Source organism: Clostridium sp. DFI.1.208, from assembly GCF_024463855.1.
Taxonomy (GTDB): Bacteria; Bacillota_I; Bacilli_A; order Erysipelotrichales; family Erysipelotrichaceae; genus Clostridium_AQ.
In genome coordinates this window covers 1-17445 of sequence record NZ_JANGCA010000068.1, presented here as the reverse complement: position 1 = coordinate 17445, position 17445 = coordinate 1, and the positions used below count along the sequence as shown (strand labels likewise).

The window sequence follows — 17445 nt, the reverse complement described above, 5'->3', positions numbered from 1 at the left end:
TTTCTCGGCATATAAAAACAGATGACTCTAAGGATTTCTAGTCCCTTTATCATCTGTTTTCTTTTTTACCCACTCATTAGTTTAAAGCGCTATTTTACAAAACCACTCTCTAGTTTACATTACCCTTCTTTTCCTATGATTCCTTATAATGCTTTTTTCTGTGCAAGCATCTTGATAATTTCCACAGTGCCGTCTATGCCGAAGGTCGTTGAGTTGATGCTAATATCATAATTCTCTGCACGTCCCCATTTACGATCCGTATAGTATTCATAATAATTGGCACGGCGCTTATCAATTTTCTTGATGCTGCCTTCGATATCACGCTCATCCACCTCATAGGAATGAACCGCACGTTCCTTGCGATCCTCCATATCTGCATGAATATACACATTCAGCACATCGCTGCGTTCGCGCAGCACGTAATCTGCACAGCGTCCGACAATCACACACGGGCCGTCATTGGCAACCCCCTTGATCACTTCTTCCTGTACCAGATACAAACGGTCATTTAATGATAATTCTGTAATCGTGGACAATGGTCCTCCCAGAGAATATCCCAAGGCACCCAGGAGCCGGAAACCCTTACTCGTGCGGGCATCGTCTTCTTCAAAAAGCTCTTTATCCATACCGCTTTCCTTGGCAGCAATCTCAATGAGCTCCTTGTCATAGAACGGTATTCCCAGCTGGTCGGCTATTTTCTTGCCGATTTCACGTCCTCCACTTCCAAACTGTCTGCTGATGGTGATAATGGTCTTATTTTCCATAAAAATCGACCTCCTTGTTGTTACTTTTATTATACTATGTTACTTTCACAACATCAATGAAATGACGGTCATTTTCTGAAAACCATGTTCTCGCAGTGCAGCTGCGCTATCGAAATTCAAGTTTGTAAATAATGATACAGCCGATGCAGGAAGGTTACCGCTGTAAGCACATGCTCCTGTGCTGCACTGGATTCATTCACCTGCAGAGTAACTTCATGCTTATCATAAGCTCCACTTGTTATCAAAATATCTCCATATGCATGCTTTCCCTCTGCCAAATCGTGCCACTCCACATGCTCTGCAAGCTCCTCAGGAAGTTCCTCCTGTATATGCCGTTCAGCAAATCCCTGCAAAATCCCCGCATTTCCGATGGAATCCAGATAAACCCGCTGAAGATGCCGCTTTCCTATATACTCCTGCAGCATGCGCAGACCATACTCTGAACGCGTGCCCTCATCGATCAAAGCGAAGGCAGCATGCTGCTTTTCCTGCTCGGATAATTCACAAGCCAAGGCAAACAGAGCAATCAGACTTGACGAATTGCGCACCATCGTATTTCCTGTCGCAATCCCTCCGCGCATCTGCCGAATCCCATAAAATCCGCACAGACAGAGGAGCACAAGCACCACTCCCCAGAAACTCACAAACCCGTGCTCCTGCAGGCTTGGTATTACCAGCAGGTACAAAAGAGCAGCAATCACAGCCACACAGGATAGAAACAGCAAGGTGTGGAGAAGGAAATTCCCTTTTGACCAGTTTGCATCAAAGGCCTTTTGTTCTTTGGGCAAGAGCTGCCATAGCGGTGTATCATAATACGTAATGAATACCACATCCGCCTTTTTGAAATCTCCTGCATACAGATTATACATATTCATGGTCTCACGTCTCATGACAGATGCAGATACACAGGTGATATCCACAGATAAGCCTGCCTGCTCCAGCTGTTTTTGTGCAGCCCGTAAAAATGCTGTTTTCTGTCTTTCTGTATTTCTTTTTCCAAGAAGCACTCCATAACGCAGAATCAGATCCTGGATCACTTCCTTCTCCATATCGTCACCTCACATATTCAGCTGTTCCAGCATTGCTCGCACACACGACAGATTCTTTTCGCAGACAACATTCGCTTCCACTTCCTCCACATCAATGAAATGGTGATCCGGTATCCGCACCGTTTGAATTCCAGCCGCTATTGCTGCCTGTACACCGGTTAGGGAATCCTCAAAGGCTACTGCATGTTCACAGCAAACCTGTGCCCGCCTTAAAACCTCCAGATATAGATTCGGATAGGGCTTTAGCTTTTGGACATCATCCGCAAATACGGGAAAATCCAGATAGGGCAGCAGGCCCAGATGTGCAAGTATGGCGGTCGCACGCTTTTTCAAAGAAGAGGTCGCAAGTCCCGTCCGAAAGCCATAGTCCCGTGCCGCCTGTAAAGCATCCCGTGCATAGGGCATAGCAAGCAGCGTATTGTTTTCCAGACACTGATAGATATACTGTTCCCGATCCTCACGAATCCTTGTACACAATGCTTCCTCATGGCACACCTGCATCAGATACGCGCCTGTATCATGGAAGCTTTTCCCGACCCAGCTTTTTACCACGGCTTCCGGAATAGCAACCTTCTGCTTTTTTAATGCATACAGCCAGCCCTCCAGATAAACGCGTTCCGTATCCACAAGCAGACCGTCCATATCAAATATAAGAAGCTTCGTTTTATCGCTGATCATATGCACGTACAATATTCACCAGCTTTTCTGCCTCTAAGCGCACAGCGTCAAAATCACCTGCTGCCGCCCCCTTTGTAAGACTTCCACCGGTTCCCACCGCAACTGCGCCATTGTCCAGCCATTCTGTCAGATTGGCAGCATTGACCCCACCGGTCGGCATGAAATCCGCCTGTGGAAGAGGTCCTTTAAAGGCTTTGACAGCCTTCGGTCCAAAGGTATCTCCCGGAAACAGCTTGATTACCTCTGCCCCATAGCGCAGACATTCCAGCATATCCTTTACATTGGCAGCGCCCGGAAAGCAGGGCACACGATAGCTGTTGCACAGCTTCATGATCTCTGTATCCAGATGCGGGCAGACGATAAACTGTGCGCCTGCAGAAATCGCCATACGTGCAGATACGATATCCAGACAGGTTCCTGCTCCGATGATGATATCATCACAGTCCTCATACGCCTTGCATAAATGCGCGATCACCTGTTCTGCCTGTGGTATTGTATATGTGATTTCCATGAAATGTATTCCACCGCGGTATACAGCATCCACAATTTTTGTGACTTCCTCTTCATCCTTACCGCGAATTACCGCTACCAGCCTCTGTTTTTTAAGCTCTGCCAGCAATGTTGTCTTATCCATAAGCTCCTCCTTATCCTGTTTTCTATACCGTATCCCCTATGCTTCCAGTGATCGAATCAGATTCTCCACCGCCATGCGACTCATCGCATTGATCGCCTCTTGTGAGGAAGCAGCCGTATGCGAGCTGACAATCACATTGGGAAGTGTCAGAAGTTTGGAATTCTGCGGCGGCTCCTGTTCAAAAACATCCAGCCCCAGACCGTACAGCTTCTTTTCCTTCAACAGCTCATACAAATCATCCTCATCCAGCAGACCTCCCCTGGCTGTATTGACGATGATCAGATTGCTTTTCGCATGCTTCAGATTCTCCTTATTCAGAATATGGCGTGTTTCCTGTGTCAGCGGAAGGTGTAGAGAAATGAAGTCACATTCCCGTATGATCGTATCCACGTCTGTAAAGCATACGTTATATTTATTTAAGAAGGCATCATCCCTCATGATGTCATATCCATAAATACGCATATCAAAGCCGCTGGCACGCTGCACGACCCCCTTCCCTATAGCCCCGAGTCCGAGTACACCGATTGTTTTTCCATAGATATCCAATGCTTCCTTTTTGGACCAGTCATTGTGATGACAGCCCTCATCGATTTCCACAACACGACGTGCTACACTCATCAACAGCGTCATGGCATAATCCGCAACGGCATTGGCATTCGCATTTACAGTGCGGCTTACTGCTATGCCGTTTTCTTGCGCATATGCACAGGCAATATTATCAATACCAACCCCGTACTTTGCGATCGCCTTTAGCTTCGGTGCCTGTTTCAAAGCCTCTTCACTCACCGGATCGACACCGACAATCAGTCCATCCATATCCTGCAGTGCATGGCGCAGCTGCTGTTCATTCATTATCGTACCGTAAGGATTGAAGACGGGTTCGATTCCATGCTGTCGAAGCTTCTCTATCAGCTCCTCGCGATTATATTTTCCAAAGGAACGCGGAGTAATCAAAACCTTTTTCATCAGTAGTCCTCCTCGTTTTCTTCTTCCTTCACCACCACTGGCTCACTGATGCCATCCCGGCCTGCGGCACCCGCAATCGCAACAAGCTCCTGCAAGGAGGAGGATATCCGCATTGCCGCTGTTTCCAGCAGCATGGCCAGATTCATACCGGCAAGCACACGAACATTTCTTCCCTCCTGCGCCATACGGGCAGCCGCATATACAGCTGCATTAAACGGAGAAGCCCCGTAAAGATCGACAAATACCAGTACACCATCACCACTGTCCAGCAATCGTATGGCATCCATTACCTTTGTACGAAAGCTCTCAAAATCCTCACCTGCGCAAAGCGAAACCGTGTGCATCTGTTCACAGCTTCCCATAATCAGCTCCATGCTGTCTAGCATTCCTTCCGCCATTCCTCCATGGCTGATCAGCAGCATCCCAATCATGCGGAATGCTCCTCAAACAGACGTGCAGCCTCCTTCAGGGATATCCGGCGTGAGGATGGAATTGCCTGAAAGTACACGTCGATACCATAGTCTTTTTCCAGCTCCTGCAATATCTTTAGCTGCTCCTTGTTAATTGCGACCTCCTTAATGATTGAGGTCAACCCTGGCTTCTGTGGAATACCGCCAAGATTCAGCTCTTTCATCAGTACACCGCCTCGAATGATATCCGCCATTACCTCAATGCTCTTGGTCAGAAGAATGACATGATAGTCATCGTACTGCCGGTCATTCCAATACCGTACAGCGCCATCCTCCTTTAACACCCGTACCTTCAAGCCGGTGCGTGAGCCTGCCCCGAGAATGATATTCTTTGTAAACGGATCGTGTGCCGATGGATCATCTGCGACAAATATCGCAGTTGCCCCTGCGGATTTCGACAGGCTCGTCATAACCTGTCCGTGAATCAGTCGTGCATCTACGCGTGCTAATACTACCTTACCCATAGCGGTTCCTCCTTATCTGTTACAGAATGCCAAAGCCGGCCAGAACGCCAAGAATGATGGTCAGACCAAGCAGCGCCTTTGTGACATTTAAGCCCTTTTTTGTGAAATAGAAATAAACCAGTCCCACAGTCAGCAGTGGCAAAATGCCCGGCATAACACCGTCAAGAATTTCCTGAATTACGAATTTCTTCCCGGATAGGGTGAAGGCCAGCGTAGAGGATACCTTGACATAATTGGCAGCCAGAATTCCCATCATAAACAGTCCCAGAATTGAGAGTGCTTCAATGATGATCTGCATCTTCGTACCAACGACTTCCGTGGCAGCTGTACGCCCCAGCTTGAAGCCCAGCTGTGCGAAGTAATAGCCGATAACCAGCTGATACAAAGAGAACATGATGAACGGAAACAAGGCTCCGATTGCGTTTCCCTGCTGTGCCCACGGCAATGCGATGGCAATAAAGATATATTGAATCGTACCGGAGTCAATGGAATCTCCGATACCTGCCAGTGCTCCCATCAGACCGGCCTTCGTATTATAGATCAGATCATCGTCGATTGTGACTGGTGTATCCATATACACCTCCTGCGCACGGGCTGCCTCCAGGGAAGCCATGATTCCCGTTATGGTACCTCCGCCCCATGAAATCTGTGTATTAAAGAACAGCAGATGACGCTGGTAGGCCTCAGATAAATCCTTTTTGTCCTTGTACAGCTTTTTCAGAATCGGCATCAGCGCCCACATCAGAGAGGGTGCAATATATTTATCAAAGGAATGCGGAATCTCATTGGCGAAATAGAAACGCAGCCATGCAAGACCGACATCTCGTTTCGTTATTGTTTCCGGTTCCAGATTCACGCTTTTCTGCAGCATTTCACTCATAATTGTATCCACCTTTCCATAAGTTCATCCTAATAGTCATCCTCTTCCTCGTTATCTGCCTGAGCGCTTCCGGAAATGGAGAACATGCTCACAGCCTCTGTTTTGGACAGAACGAAGATAAAGGCGATGATGGTACCGATGATTGCATACGTAATCATTGTGATATTCAGACTCTTCAGTATGACGGCCACAAAATAGGCGAGCAGGAAGAAGGCGATATAGTTCTTCTTTCCGATAACATAAATCGTAACAGCGATACCGATGGAAGCAAGACCACCTCCGATCACCTCCAAAATATGGAAGATGATGCTGCCGGATGTGGATTGTACGATATCCGCAATGACCGGTGCTCCATAATAAAGAGATATGAACATAAAGGGAACAAAAATCAGAAAGGCTACCAGAATCGGAATGAATATGATCGAAATCGTCAGCATTTTATCATTGGCACTCTTTGCGTACTTATCCGTGAATTTCTGCATGACGAAGGTGTTGACGAAGAAGCGGAACTGGTACAGATAGGAACCGAGCAGCCCAACCGGTACAGCAACGGCGATGGCCGCTTCCGGTTTCATATCGCCAAGCAATGCCACCGGTACAGCAATGGCTGCGGCGATGGCCGGCTCGGAGGGCATCTGACCGCCCGGAGAAAAAACGCCCATATAGATCAGCTGAATTGCTGCGGTGATAATCATCGCTTCAGCTACACGGCCGAATACAAGACCGACAATCAACCCGGTCATCATCGGGGTAAAGCGCAGTGTCGTTGTGGCGCCGCCCAAAAATGAGCGTGACATGACCAGACCGATCCAGATGGAAATAACTACTGCCTGTACAATCGTGATTTGCATATTTCTGCCTCCTTGAACGTGTACATCATTCTGCGGTTTTGTGACCGCCAAATCCCTTTCTCAGTGATGCGACTACTTTCCCTGTGAAGGTATCCTCATACAACGAGCGATAGCGCATCATCAGGGCTGTGGATATTACCGGAACGCTGACGTTGCAGCGCATTGCTTCCTCCACTGTCCATTGCCCTTCTCCGGACGCATACATGATTCCCTTTACAGCTTCCAACTGTTCGTCCTCCTTGAATGCCTCCTCTGCCAGCTCCATGAGCCAGCTGCGAATGACGGAGCCGTGATTCCACAACCCTGCGACCTGTGCATTATCATAGGTAAACGGGCTGTGCTGCAAAAGCTCAAACCCTTCCCCAATCGCCTGCATCATGCCGTATTCAATTCCATTGTGCACCATTTTCAGATAATGACCGCTTCCCACCTCACCGGCATACAGATAGCCATGGTCTGCGGCAATGCTTTTAAACAGCTCTTCAATTACTGAAAAGTGCTCACGTTCACCCCCAATCATAAAATTGGCCCCCTCAAGTGCACCACGGATACCACCGGAGGTTCCAGCATCATAGAAATGTATGTTTTTCTTTTTTAGAAATTCATAATTCCGTATTGAATCCCTGTAAAATGAATTCCCTCCGTCGATAACGTAATCCCCTTCCTTCAGCAGCTCATACAGCCGATGCACCATGCTTTTGGTTATGTCTCCAGCCGGAAGCATCAGCCAGATGATTCGCGGAGGCTGCAAGGCTGCAACCAGCTCCCGCAGAGATTGCGCCACCGGTATACCTTTTTCTTCCGCCTGCCCCTTAGCCTCCTGCTGTATGTCATACCCATATACACGAAGCCCGCTGCTTTGCATGTTCATAGCGATATGAAGCCCCATTCTTCCTAGACCAATCAAGCCTGTTTCCATACCTTCATCTCCTTTCCTTGCGCTCACTTTCCACCTTGCGATAGCGCTTACACCATCTATTATAAAAATAATTTCCATAATGTCAATGTATTTTTGCAAATTATTTCCAATTTATGAAAAGTTTATATTTGCGTAAGGGAATGAAAAAAAAGCAGGATAGCATTCGGAATCAATGCTTCATATATCCCATTATATTCCGCTTATTTTAATTTATGTTGAAAAAAAATCACGCCGTTTATTTTCACAAATCGATTGAATTTCGGAATACACGGGAGGATATCAGCTAGGTAATATTTTCATATATATAATTTAAAATTAAAATAAATTTTCAATAGCTGAAAAAAATTTCCAAATTCACTCATCTCTTTTGCGATTTCTGTTATAATATAGGTAACAGAAACGGGGTGTATCTATGAGTATGGAATTTGCAGGACGGGTGAAGGGGCATTATTACGGTCTGAGCAAAACGGAGAAAAAAATAGCAGATTATCTGCTGGAGCATGCGGCGACTGCCCGGCATTTATCGATTCAGGAGCTGGCCGAGGATATCGACGTATCCATGTCCGCTATCTCCCGATTTACCAAAAAGGTCGGCTACAGCAATTATCAGGAAATGCGGTTGCAGCTGAGTGAACCATTTGATCATCAGAGCGAATCGTTTTTCGCTTCCATTGATGAGAACGATACAACGATGAATATCGCAAAGGCTACCTTTCAAAGCGGTATTACTTCGCTTTCCTCAACAATGGCAGTATTGAATCAGGATTCCCTTGATCAGGCAGTTCACCTGCTTGGAAGAGCGGAAGCCTGCGGGCTGTTTGGAATGGGAGCATCCTCTGTCATTGTACACAGTGCCTATCAGCGGTTTCTGCGTACCTCCTTAAACTGCCAGTTTTCACTGGATTTTCATATGCAGCTGATGTATGCGGGAAGGCTCAGTGAGAAGGATTGTGCGCTGATTGTATCGCATACCGGAAGAAATAAGGATATTTTGCGTATAGTGGATATACTGAAGGAGCGCGGTGTTCCCATCATATCCATTACCAGCAACGCAGCATCTCCCCTTGCCAGAAAAAGTGATGTTTTTCTATTCTCTATTTCAGAGGAAACAAAATTTCGGCCGGAGGCAATTTCCTCCAGTGTTTCCCAGCTGATGCTGATGGATACCCTATTTACGCTGTATGCAATCAAGGAGGATAATGATCCGGAGTATTTCAACCGGATCCGAAGAATTGTCAACACAACCAGAATTCCTTAGCTTCTTAAAGGCTTGTATATACGATAAAGAAGCTGTGCTATATCCATCGTGTTATTTATTAGAATAAAAAGCTGGATTTACCGTGTGTTGTTCACTCGCCGTGAAACGCAAAAAGACATTACTTAACCTATGGAATCCATACATAAACTGGAAGAATTCAAACGGTCTGTCTTTTCGACAACGTGGATTCTTCTTTTTCTACGGTCTGGAAAAGAAAGGAATACCGCACAGAAGGACTGTTGAGAAAGCAGGACAAAACACCTGTAGTATATGATAAAAAAGCCAGCTTACCGATTATGCTCAACTTACAAAAAAAACGATCCTCCTGCAAACAGGTACCAACAGCACCGTTCACTGGAAAATCGTTTTTCAATATGTATAAGCTATTTATTGTTTTATGCTGTTTATGAGGTTCTCTTCAGCTGCTCCATAAATACGGCAAGGACAGCAATATCCGCAGGATTTACTCCGGAAATACGGGATGCCTGCCCCATCGTCAAAGGCTGAACCTTATTCAGCTTCTGTCTTGCCTCCAATGACAGATTCACCACCTGGGCATAGTCAAACTGCTCGGGCAGCCTTACCTTGTCCATCGCCCGCAGATGCTCCGCATCCCGCTTGGCTTTTTTTATGTACCCCTCATAGCGAATCTCAATTTCCGCAAGCTTTGCGATCGCAGGATCGCATGCGTATTCCAGATATGGCTGCAAAAGAGCGATGGTGATTCCCGGACGCTTCAGAAGCTCGGCAGCGCTGATTCCCTCCTTCAATACATCCAGCCCAAGCCGTTCCAGCAAGGCGTTGACTGTTGATTTTGGCGTAAACCGGACACCTGAAAGATAAGAAATCATGTCCTCGATATCCTGCATTTTCTTTTGAAAACGCGCATAGCGCTCATCACTCAGCAGACCTATTTCATGTCCGTATTCGCTCAGTCTTGCATCTGCATTATCATGACGCAGCAGCAGCCGGTATTCCGCACGGGAAGTAAGCAGGCGGTATGGCTCTTTTGTACCCTTCGTTACCAGATCGTCAATCATGACACCGATATAGGCTTCGTCACGATGCAGGATCAAAGGCTCCCTGTGATCCAGCTTGCGAGCTGCATTGATTCCGGCCATCAGCCCCTGTGCCGCAGCCTCCTCATATCCGCTGGTACCGTTGATCTGCCCGGCTGTATATAGATTTTCTATGATTTTATTTTCCAGCGTCGGCTTGCATTGCAGCGGGTCTATGGCATCATATTCAATCGCATAGGCATATTTTTCAATACTGCAGTTTTCCAATCCCGGCAGCGAATGCAGCATAGCCTCCTGCACATCGTGCGGCATAGAGGTGGAGAAGCCCTGTACGTAGGTGGTATCCAGCTCCTCACTTTCCGGCTCCAGAAAAATCTGATGACGCTCCTTATCTGCGAATCGCACCAGCTTATCCTCAATACTTGGACAATATCGGGGACCTACCCCCTTTACCAGCCCGGAATACATGGCAGAGCGCTCCAGATTGCTATTGATGATATCATGCGTCTTTGCGGTTGTATAGGTAAGATAACAGACAGCCTGTTGATCAAACGGACGAATTTTCTTTGTATCCTCAGAGAAACAGATGAATTCTTCCGTTCCCGGCTGTATGGCGGTTTTTGAAAAATCGATGGATGCTGTTCGCACACGGGCAGGTGTTCCGGTTTTTAATCGGAAGGTTTCAATGCCCAGATTCCGAAGACTCTGTGACAGATTCTCCGTTGTCGGCTCATCCTCCGGACCGCTTAGCGTAGAGGTATGTCCCACCAGAACTGCACTGCTCATAAACGTACCTGTTGTCATAATCAAAGCACGGCAATTTACAACGGTTCCATCCTTTTGGCGTACACCACTGATTCTGCCATCCTTTGCCAGCACCTCTTCCACACACATCTCGCGTAGTTCCAAATGCTCCTGCTGCAGGAGCTTGTTTTGCATATAGCGCTTGTATGCCAGCTTATCCGATTGCACACGAAGACACTGAACACCCGGTCCCTTTGTTGTGTTCAGCATTTTAAACTGTAACGCAGTCGCATCAGCAGCCCTTCCCATTTCACCGCCGAGTGCGTCGATCTCTCTTACGACGATTCCCTTTGCCGGACCTCCAACACTTGGATTGCATGGCATAGACGCAATCATGTCAATATGCATGGAGTAGAGAATTGTCGTTTTCTTTAAGCGGGCACAGGCCAGCGCAGCCTCAACCCCTGCATGACCCCCGCCAATTACGATAACATCAACCATACGATTTCCTTTCCTAATGTCCCTTATAACCACATTTTGCACAGGTATTGCCCGATCCCATCAAGGCCCCGCAATGCGGACACATGTGCTCCTTTTTACGAATTTCCTTATCAAATTCACTTACAAATTCCCGCTGAATCCGCTTCCTTCTCAAATTCATACGGAGCAGGAAAACAGCAGCGAATAACAGAAGAACGCAGACAAGCAGACTGCCTGCATACATCCAGAGCGGATATGCTTCCATATACGAGTAGAATGCAAATATGCCGGATAGCAGTACCAGAAGAACACAGAGCGCAAATGAAAGCCAGCGCTGTTTCAAGCTGAGACGTGAATTGTTATATTTCATGATGATTCCTTCCTTCATTTCCAATGCATCCCATAGCCTATAATTTCATGAGAAACCCAATCCCGAATATGTCCTCATTCGGGTTATATTATAGAATATTTTCAGACGTATGAACAGGAATTTTTTTATAATTTGCATTTGTATCCTTTCTATACAGCACTGAAAGCGCTCTGCTTCAGCACTCCCTTCTGCACAAGGTAATCCTTGTCATCAAGAAACAAAATATTCCTTTGTCTTACCTATTTCTCTATGCTTATCGTATTCAGTTTCTTGATCATGCATAGCCAAACCCTGCAAAGGAGTACCTTTTGTTTAGAGGGTTATACAGAAGCGGTGTACAAGATTTCCACATGCAGGAGAAGGACTGCCATGGTGATAAATTATGTAGCTCTCAGCGCTATCGGCTGTTAATTGCTTCATTGTATAGGTCCGCAGCAGAACCTATCAGGGACGCTGTAATTTAATTCCTATGTCCCCTTCATTTCCGCACACATATCCTTATGTCTCTGCCGCTACCTCCACGATTACGTATGGTTCTTTTTTAACACCCCTAATTTTTTACTGTTTTTTCTGAAAAGTCAATGATTTTTAAAAATCGCATACCACAATGCTCCCATAGCTGCAGCATATCACCTTGTAATTATCCCCTATCGGAATCGTATGCCCTTTATCATCCAGATACTCAAAGGAAATCCTCCTTCGCCATATCAAACAGCATGATATGTGCTCCCTTTGATGTCTTGATACAAAAGCTTTCATCTATCTTTGCAGCATCCCGCTGCTGTAAGCAAATCCCATTGCATTCAGCCTCCCCTTCCATAACGATAAGATACACCTGACGGGAAGGCTCTACCGGAATGTCCAGCTCCTTTCCCGAAGATAAAGCACTGACATAGATGTCCATATCCTGATGGATTTGCACATAGGCTGCCTCCTTTTGACCGCTGATGATATGCAGCAACATGTTTTCACGTGCCTCCCAGGGAATACGAACCTCACCATACTGCGGAGCATATCCGCTGCAATCAGGTAGTATCCAGATTTGAAGCAGGCGCAGAATCTCATCCCCATTATTTTTCTCACTGTGGAAAACTCCGGTTCCAGCACTCATGTATTGAATTTCTCCGCGCTTCAGTGTAGATACATTTTGCATGCTGTCTCCATGTGTCAGCGCACCATCAATGACATAGGTCACAATTTCCATATCCCGATGAGGATGGGTATCAAAGCCGGTATGCGGCTGTATCGTATCATCATTGACTACCCGCAGCGCACCGTAATGCATATTCTCCGGGTTATAATATTCCGCAAAGGAAAAATGAAACCAGCTGTCCAGCCAGCTAAGACAGCTTCTTCCCATATTTCGGTGATCTAGCTTTTTTATCATTTAACATACCTCCATAAGCAGTATGCGCATGGCAGAACAATCCCATGCACTGCAGTAGCTGTATGATACATCCCAGGGATAGGAAATGCATCCCAGATGCTCAGATGATTCCATTGACCAGCGTGCTTTCTACATGTACCTTATTCTGGTTCACTGACCGCTATCAACTGTCTGCAGGGTTTTATCAACACGCTTAACTGCTGCGAACTGTCCCGGTGAATTCCACCGACAACAGAGAATCTACACTGCAAGACATTCAAAAAATAGCGTTTCACATACGAGCAAAAAAAGGTACCCTTTTGAGTACCCTTAGCGCTCCATATTCAAATATACAAACAGCATGCGATTTTTACCGGACATATCCTTCAGGACCTCAATCCTGGCATCCGGAAAATATTTTCTCGCCTCTGCGCTTAACGCTTCCTTCTGATTATAGCCCATTTCAAACGCCATCATCGCGCGTTCCTTCAACACCTTGGAAGCATTCTCAAAGATGATACGGTAGAATTTTAAACCATCCTCTCCGCCAAACAGAGCCACATGCGGTTCATAGTCCACAACACTGTGCTCCATTTCCTCCTCCCGCGGTATGTAGGGTGGATTACTGATCAGAATATCCACCTTCAAATCACGTTCAATCAACGGCTGCAGCATATCGCCCACCATAAAATTGACGATTGCCGCATGATCATCTGCATTCTTTTTCGCAACAGCAACTGCCTGTTCACTGATATCTGTTGCCATCATATGCAGATTCGGCTCTTCCTTCTTCAAAGAAATTGCAATAGCCCCGCTACCGGTTCCAATATCTACCGCTGTCACATTATTCTGACTGGAAAAATGCTCATCATAAGCTGCCAGAATATTTGCGACCAGCTCCTCTGTTTCAGGACGTGGTATCAAAACATCCTCATTCACGGTAAAGCGATAGCCGTAAAACCATTCAAAGCCAAGTACATGTCCGAGGGGAACACCGGTAAGAAGCCGCTGAATACCTGCTTCATAAACTTCTTCCAGCTCCGGCTGCATTTCCTCTTCAAATTCCATATACAGATTGTGTGCTTCTTTATTCGTCAGCTCCAGCATATACAACAGGGCAGATTGCTCGCCATAGCCGGCTTCCTCCATGCGTGCCTGTGCATGTTTCAGCACGGAATGATAGCTGCTCATTATTTCTCCCCTGCCAGCTTCGCCTGCTGATCCGCACTCAGCAGGGCATCCAGCAGATCCTGCATTCTGCCTTCCATAATACGATCCAGCTGATTCACGGTATAGCCGATGCGATGATCCGTTACACGGTTCTGCGGATAGTTATAGGTACGGATTTTTTCTGCACGATCTCCGGTACCAATCTTACTGCGGCGCTCCACGCCCTGCTCTTCTTCCAGCTTGCGCTGATGCTCCTCATACACACGGGAACGGATGGTCATCAAGGCCGTTGCACGGTTTTCATGCTGAGAACGTCCATCCTGACATTTAACGACGATACCGGTAGGCTTGTGCACAATACGTACTGCGGAATCGGTCTTGTTGATATGCTGACCACCGGCTCCACTGGCACGCATGGTTTCCACTTCCAGATCGTTCATATCGATATCAAAATCCTCTGCCTCAATTTCCGGCGTTACCAGAACGGTTGCCGTGGAGGTATGAATACGACCCTGACTTTCCGTTTTCGGAACACGCTGTACCCGATGACTTCCGGATTCAAATTTCAACTTTCCATAGACCCCGTCCCCCTTGACCATAAAGGATACCAAAGAGAAGCCGCCTGCTTCACAGTCATCCATTTCAACGATTTCGATTTTCCAGCCCTGGCTCTCTGCAAATTTGCTGTACATCCGGTACAGGTCTCCTGCAAAGATGTTGCCTTCATCACCACCCGCTGCACCACGGATTTCTACAATGGCATTATGTGAATCGTTGGGATCCTTCGGAATCAAGAGAATTTCCAGCTTTCCCAGATATTCCTCAATCTTTGGCTCCAGCTCTTCGATTTCCATCTTCGCCATTTCCTTGATTTCCTTGTCATCCTCCAGCAGCAGCGCCTTGGCATCCTCCAGTGCACTCACACTGTTTTTATATTCTGTATAGGTTTCCACTACCTGCGTCAGATCCGCCTGCTCTCTTCCAAGCTTGGCCAGCATTTTGCTGTCGGTTACGATTTCCGGTGACATCATCATTTCATTGATCTCATGATAACGGTTTACCATTCCTTCGAGTCGTTCTATCATTACACTCATACTATACCTCCTACGAGTTCTTTCTACTCATTATGCCTGAAAAGCGCATAAATATCCTTATATACTATATCATTGAACGGCTGAATTGCAAAGAATAAAATGCAGGAATACATGCTTTCTCTTCGCGTGATAAGCGCTTGCTGGTAATTCGCAGAGCAAGAAGTGAACACAGGCTGTAAATCCCCCTGCAGGGTATGGATAATAAAGGATAAGTCATATTGTTTGCTTTAGATAACTTTCTCGTGCTATTGTATAGGTACAGCTGATAGCTATCGGCTTGTATACATAAAATAACCGGCAGAAGCCGGAATTGCAGGAGGTAATATAGATGTCATTGATCAATAAAGAAGTAAGTGATTTTACAGTACAGGCATTTCATGAGGATGCTTTTAAGGAGATAAGTAAAAAGGATATTTTAGGAAAGTGGAGTGTATTCTTCTTCTATCCTGCGGATTTTACATTTGTATGTCCGAGTGAGCTGGAGGATCTCGCCAATACATATGAGGCGTTCAAAGCGAACAACTGTGAAGTATACAGCGTTTCCTGTGACAGTCATTTCGTACACAAGGCTTGGAAGGATGCATCTGAAACCATTCAAAAAATACAGTATCCGATGCTTGCGGATCCTACCGGTAAGCTTGCCCGTGATTTTGAGGTCATGATCGAGGAAGACGGGATGGCGGAGCGTGGCACCTTCATTGTCAATCCGGAAGGAAGGATTGTTGTATATGAGGTGAATTCCGGTAGTATCGGACGAAACGCAGAGGAACTGCTACGCAAGGTACAGGCTGCACAGTTTGTTGCCGAGCATGGCGATCAGGTTTGTCCTGCAAGATGGAAGCCGGGAGAAAAAACGTTAACGCCCGGTCTGAATCTGGTTGGTAAGCTGTAATATTGAAATCCGGTGGATTCCTGCCGGATTTTTTTTACGTTAAGGTAGGCAGGTTACATTACATAATCAGCACCAAAGAAATGATACCATGAGCAGGAGGAAAGGTTGTAAGTGAAATGTAGCCTTATGGTGGAATGCAAATACATGCATCGCCCCTTATGGTGGAAAGAGCGTGTTACATCAAGGTTCCTGTAAGGTAGTCAAAAAAAGGCAATGGCTATCATAAAAAACGTACAGCTCTATAAAGGTAATTCCCATCAACAATATTCTCCATAATCAAGAAATGTCATCGTAGGAAAAACTGTTCTGATTTTTATGTATGGATGCGCTGAAAAAAAATACCGATATTCATCCCCTTACCGACTTCATGCACATACAAGCGAATCCATCAGACCGTTTTTACAATTTCGCAGGACAAAGCAGCCTTTATAGGAACGAAGGAGAGCTCATAAGACATGAGATTTCATGCAGTTAACGCCTGTTCCTATGTACAGTATGCTGGCTGGGGATAATCGCACTACAGCAATGCCTGTACTTCACGCGGATATCACAGTATATTTTTGTGCAGCTACAAAAAAAATCGATATTTAAATTGCTCTCCACTTCATTATCATTAAAACTCATGTACATTATGAAAAGTAGGGTATGAAGAAGCTGATTCAAATGATGGAATTTTAAAATCTCCTTATTTCCTGTTTTAATATAGATACCCTGCAAAATCATCCCTAGCTTGGAGCACGGATGGCAAAAGAAGGAGTGCTTCTATTCCCATACATAAGCAGAATAGACGTGCTCCTTTCCTTCGTTTCTCTAAAGCAATCCCCTTCTAGATGGATTTCTTACAGGCTTCCAGCTTTTCCATGTCGATTCATGAAAGGAATCGCATATGCCGTATCCTGAAACAGTATCGGGATGCGTTTTTTCCTAATCCTGATTTTGATTGTTTTAAGAGTCAGGGCTATGTAGAAATATACATGGTATATGGCTGATCTTTTCCTATCTATTTCAGATACTATTCCGATAAAACTGTCTTCACATATTTATAGAAGGTCGCCTTTTTCAGTGAGGTCCTTCTGCGGTAGGTCTCCAGCGGGATATGGTTCTTCTGACAGTATTCCACCTGTTCCTTGAAATCCTCCGGCAGACTCGCACGTGGTCTTCCATAGCTCCCCGCTCCCTCTTTCTTCTTCTCCAGTGCCTTCACGATCCCCTTATACTGCGCCTTCTTCAGCTCCTCCCGCTTCTTTCGCTCCTCTCGCTTCATCAGATACAGGATGTCCAGATATACATCCGGGGATATCCGCGCATCCTTCACCTGTAGACGGATATCCTTTTCCCCACAGTAGCGCAGCTTCTCCTCCAGATCCTGCTCATCCC

At 46.1% G+C, this 17445-nt stretch carries 17 protein-coding genes and 1 pseudogene; 2 read left to right on the top strand and 16 right to left on the bottom strand.

Annotated elements, in window-relative coordinates; translation table 11 throughout:
• Positions 1-143: 143 nt before the first annotated feature.
• The 10 genes from NE665_RS21005 to gnd form a co-directional block, all read right to left on the bottom strand.
• Positions 144-764, bottom strand: coding sequence for a cytidylate kinase-like family protein (locus tag NE665_RS21005; RefSeq protein ID WP_117444882.1), 621 nt, complete (start codon positions 762-764; stop codon positions 144-146).
• Positions 765-880: 116 nt separating this feature from the next.
• Positions 881-1813: a hypothetical protein gene (locus NE665_RS21000; RefSeq protein WP_117444881.1), complete on the bottom strand. Its 933-nt coding sequence runs from the start codon at positions 1811-1813 to the stop codon at positions 881-883.
• 9 nt (positions 1814-1822) lie between these two features.
• Complete coding sequence (locus NE665_RS20995; protein ID WP_233104811.1) at positions 1823-2497, bottom strand: HAD family phosphatase; 675 nt, start codon at positions 2495-2497, stop codon at positions 1823-1825.
• Complete coding sequence (locus NE665_RS20990; protein WP_117444879.1) at positions 2478-3125, bottom strand: bifunctional 2-keto-4-hydroxyglutarate aldolase/2-keto-3-deoxy-6-phosphogluconate aldolase; 648 nt, start codon at positions 3123-3125, stop codon at positions 2478-2480. The genes NE665_RS20995 and NE665_RS20990 overlap by 20 nt, the downstream gene beginning before the upstream one ends.
• A gap of 36 nt (positions 3126-3161) precedes the next feature.
• Positions 3162-4091, bottom strand: a complete 930-nt coding sequence (locus NE665_RS20985; RefSeq protein ID WP_117444878.1) for a phosphoglycerate dehydrogenase — start codon at positions 4089-4091, stop codon at positions 3162-3164.
• Entirely contained in the window at positions 4091-4522 is a 432-nt protein-coding gene (locus NE665_RS20980) for a PTS sugar transporter subunit IIA (RefSeq protein WP_117444877.1), read from the bottom strand. The genes NE665_RS20985 and NE665_RS20980 overlap by 1 nt, the downstream gene beginning before the upstream one ends.
• A complete protein-coding gene (locus NE665_RS20975) occupies positions 4519-5025 on the bottom strand; it encodes a PTS sugar transporter subunit IIB (RefSeq protein WP_117444876.1) in 507 nt (168 codons plus the stop codon). Before NE665_RS20975 ends, NE665_RS20980 begins: the two co-directional genes overlap by 4 nt.
• Before the next feature lie 19 nt (positions 5026-5044).
• Positions 5045-5905: a PTS system mannose/fructose/sorbose family transporter subunit IID gene (locus NE665_RS20970; protein ID WP_117444875.1), complete on the bottom strand. Its 861-nt coding sequence runs from the start codon at positions 5903-5905 to the stop codon at positions 5045-5047.
• Between the two features lie 29 nt (positions 5906-5934).
• Positions 5935-6756 (bottom strand): PTS sugar transporter subunit IIC, encoded by an 822-nt coding sequence (locus NE665_RS20965; protein WP_117444874.1) that lies wholly within the window; start codon positions 6754-6756, stop codon positions 5935-5937.
• 25 nt (positions 6757-6781) lie between these two features.
• Entirely contained in the window at positions 6782-7675 is an 894-nt protein-coding gene (gene gnd, locus NE665_RS20960; RefSeq protein WP_117444873.1) for a phosphogluconate dehydrogenase (NAD(+)-dependent, decarboxylating), read from the bottom strand.
• 412 nt (positions 7676-8087) lie between these two features.
• On the opposite strand from gnd, the gene NE665_RS20955 reads away from it, so the two are divergent.
• Positions 8088-8933, top strand: coding sequence for a MurR/RpiR family transcriptional regulator (locus NE665_RS20955; protein WP_117444872.1), 846 nt, complete (start codon positions 8088-8090; stop codon positions 8931-8933).
• Positions 8934-9337: 404 nt separating this feature from the next.
• Here NE665_RS20955 and mnmG read toward each other — a convergent pair whose 3' ends face one another.
• From mnmG to prfA, 5 genes are all read right to left on the bottom strand, one after another.
• Complete coding sequence (mnmG, locus tag NE665_RS20950) at positions 9338-11197, bottom strand: tRNA uridine-5-carboxymethylaminomethyl(34) synthesis enzyme MnmG (RefSeq protein WP_117444870.1); 1860 nt, start codon at positions 11195-11197, stop codon at positions 9338-9340.
• Between the two features lie 13 nt (positions 11198-11210).
• Positions 11211-11546: a hypothetical protein gene (locus NE665_RS20945; RefSeq protein ID WP_117444883.1), complete on the bottom strand. Its 336-nt coding sequence runs from the start codon at positions 11544-11546 to the stop codon at positions 11211-11213.
• Between the two features lie 682 nt (positions 11547-12228).
• A complete protein-coding gene (locus NE665_RS20940) occupies positions 12229-12933 on the bottom strand; it encodes a pirin family protein (RefSeq protein ID WP_117444869.1) in 705 nt (234 codons plus the stop codon).
• Positions 12934-13242: 309 nt separating this feature from the next.
• Positions 13243-14103 (bottom strand): peptide chain release factor N(5)-glutamine methyltransferase, encoded by an 861-nt coding sequence (gene prmC, locus NE665_RS20935; RefSeq protein ID WP_117444868.1) that lies wholly within the window; start codon positions 14101-14103, stop codon positions 13243-13245.
• On the bottom strand, positions 14103-15167 hold the full coding sequence (prfA, locus tag NE665_RS20930; RefSeq protein ID WP_347285936.1) for a peptide chain release factor 1: 1065 nt from the start codon (positions 15165-15167) through the stop codon (positions 14103-14105). Before prfA ends, prmC begins: the two co-directional genes overlap by 1 nt.
• A gap of 337 nt (positions 15168-15504) precedes the next feature.
• Here prfA and ahpC point away from each other — a divergent pair, with 337 nt between their 5' ends.
• Complete coding sequence (gene ahpC, locus NE665_RS20925; protein ID WP_117444866.1) at positions 15505-16068, top strand: alkyl hydroperoxide reductase subunit C; 564 nt, start codon at positions 15505-15507, stop codon at positions 16066-16068.
• A gap of 1012 nt (positions 16069-17080) precedes the next feature.
• On the opposite strand, the pseudogene NE665_RS20920 reads toward ahpC, so the two are convergent.
• A pseudogene (locus tag NE665_RS20920) lies at positions 17081-17445 on the bottom strand (hypothetical protein); the annotation flags it as partial.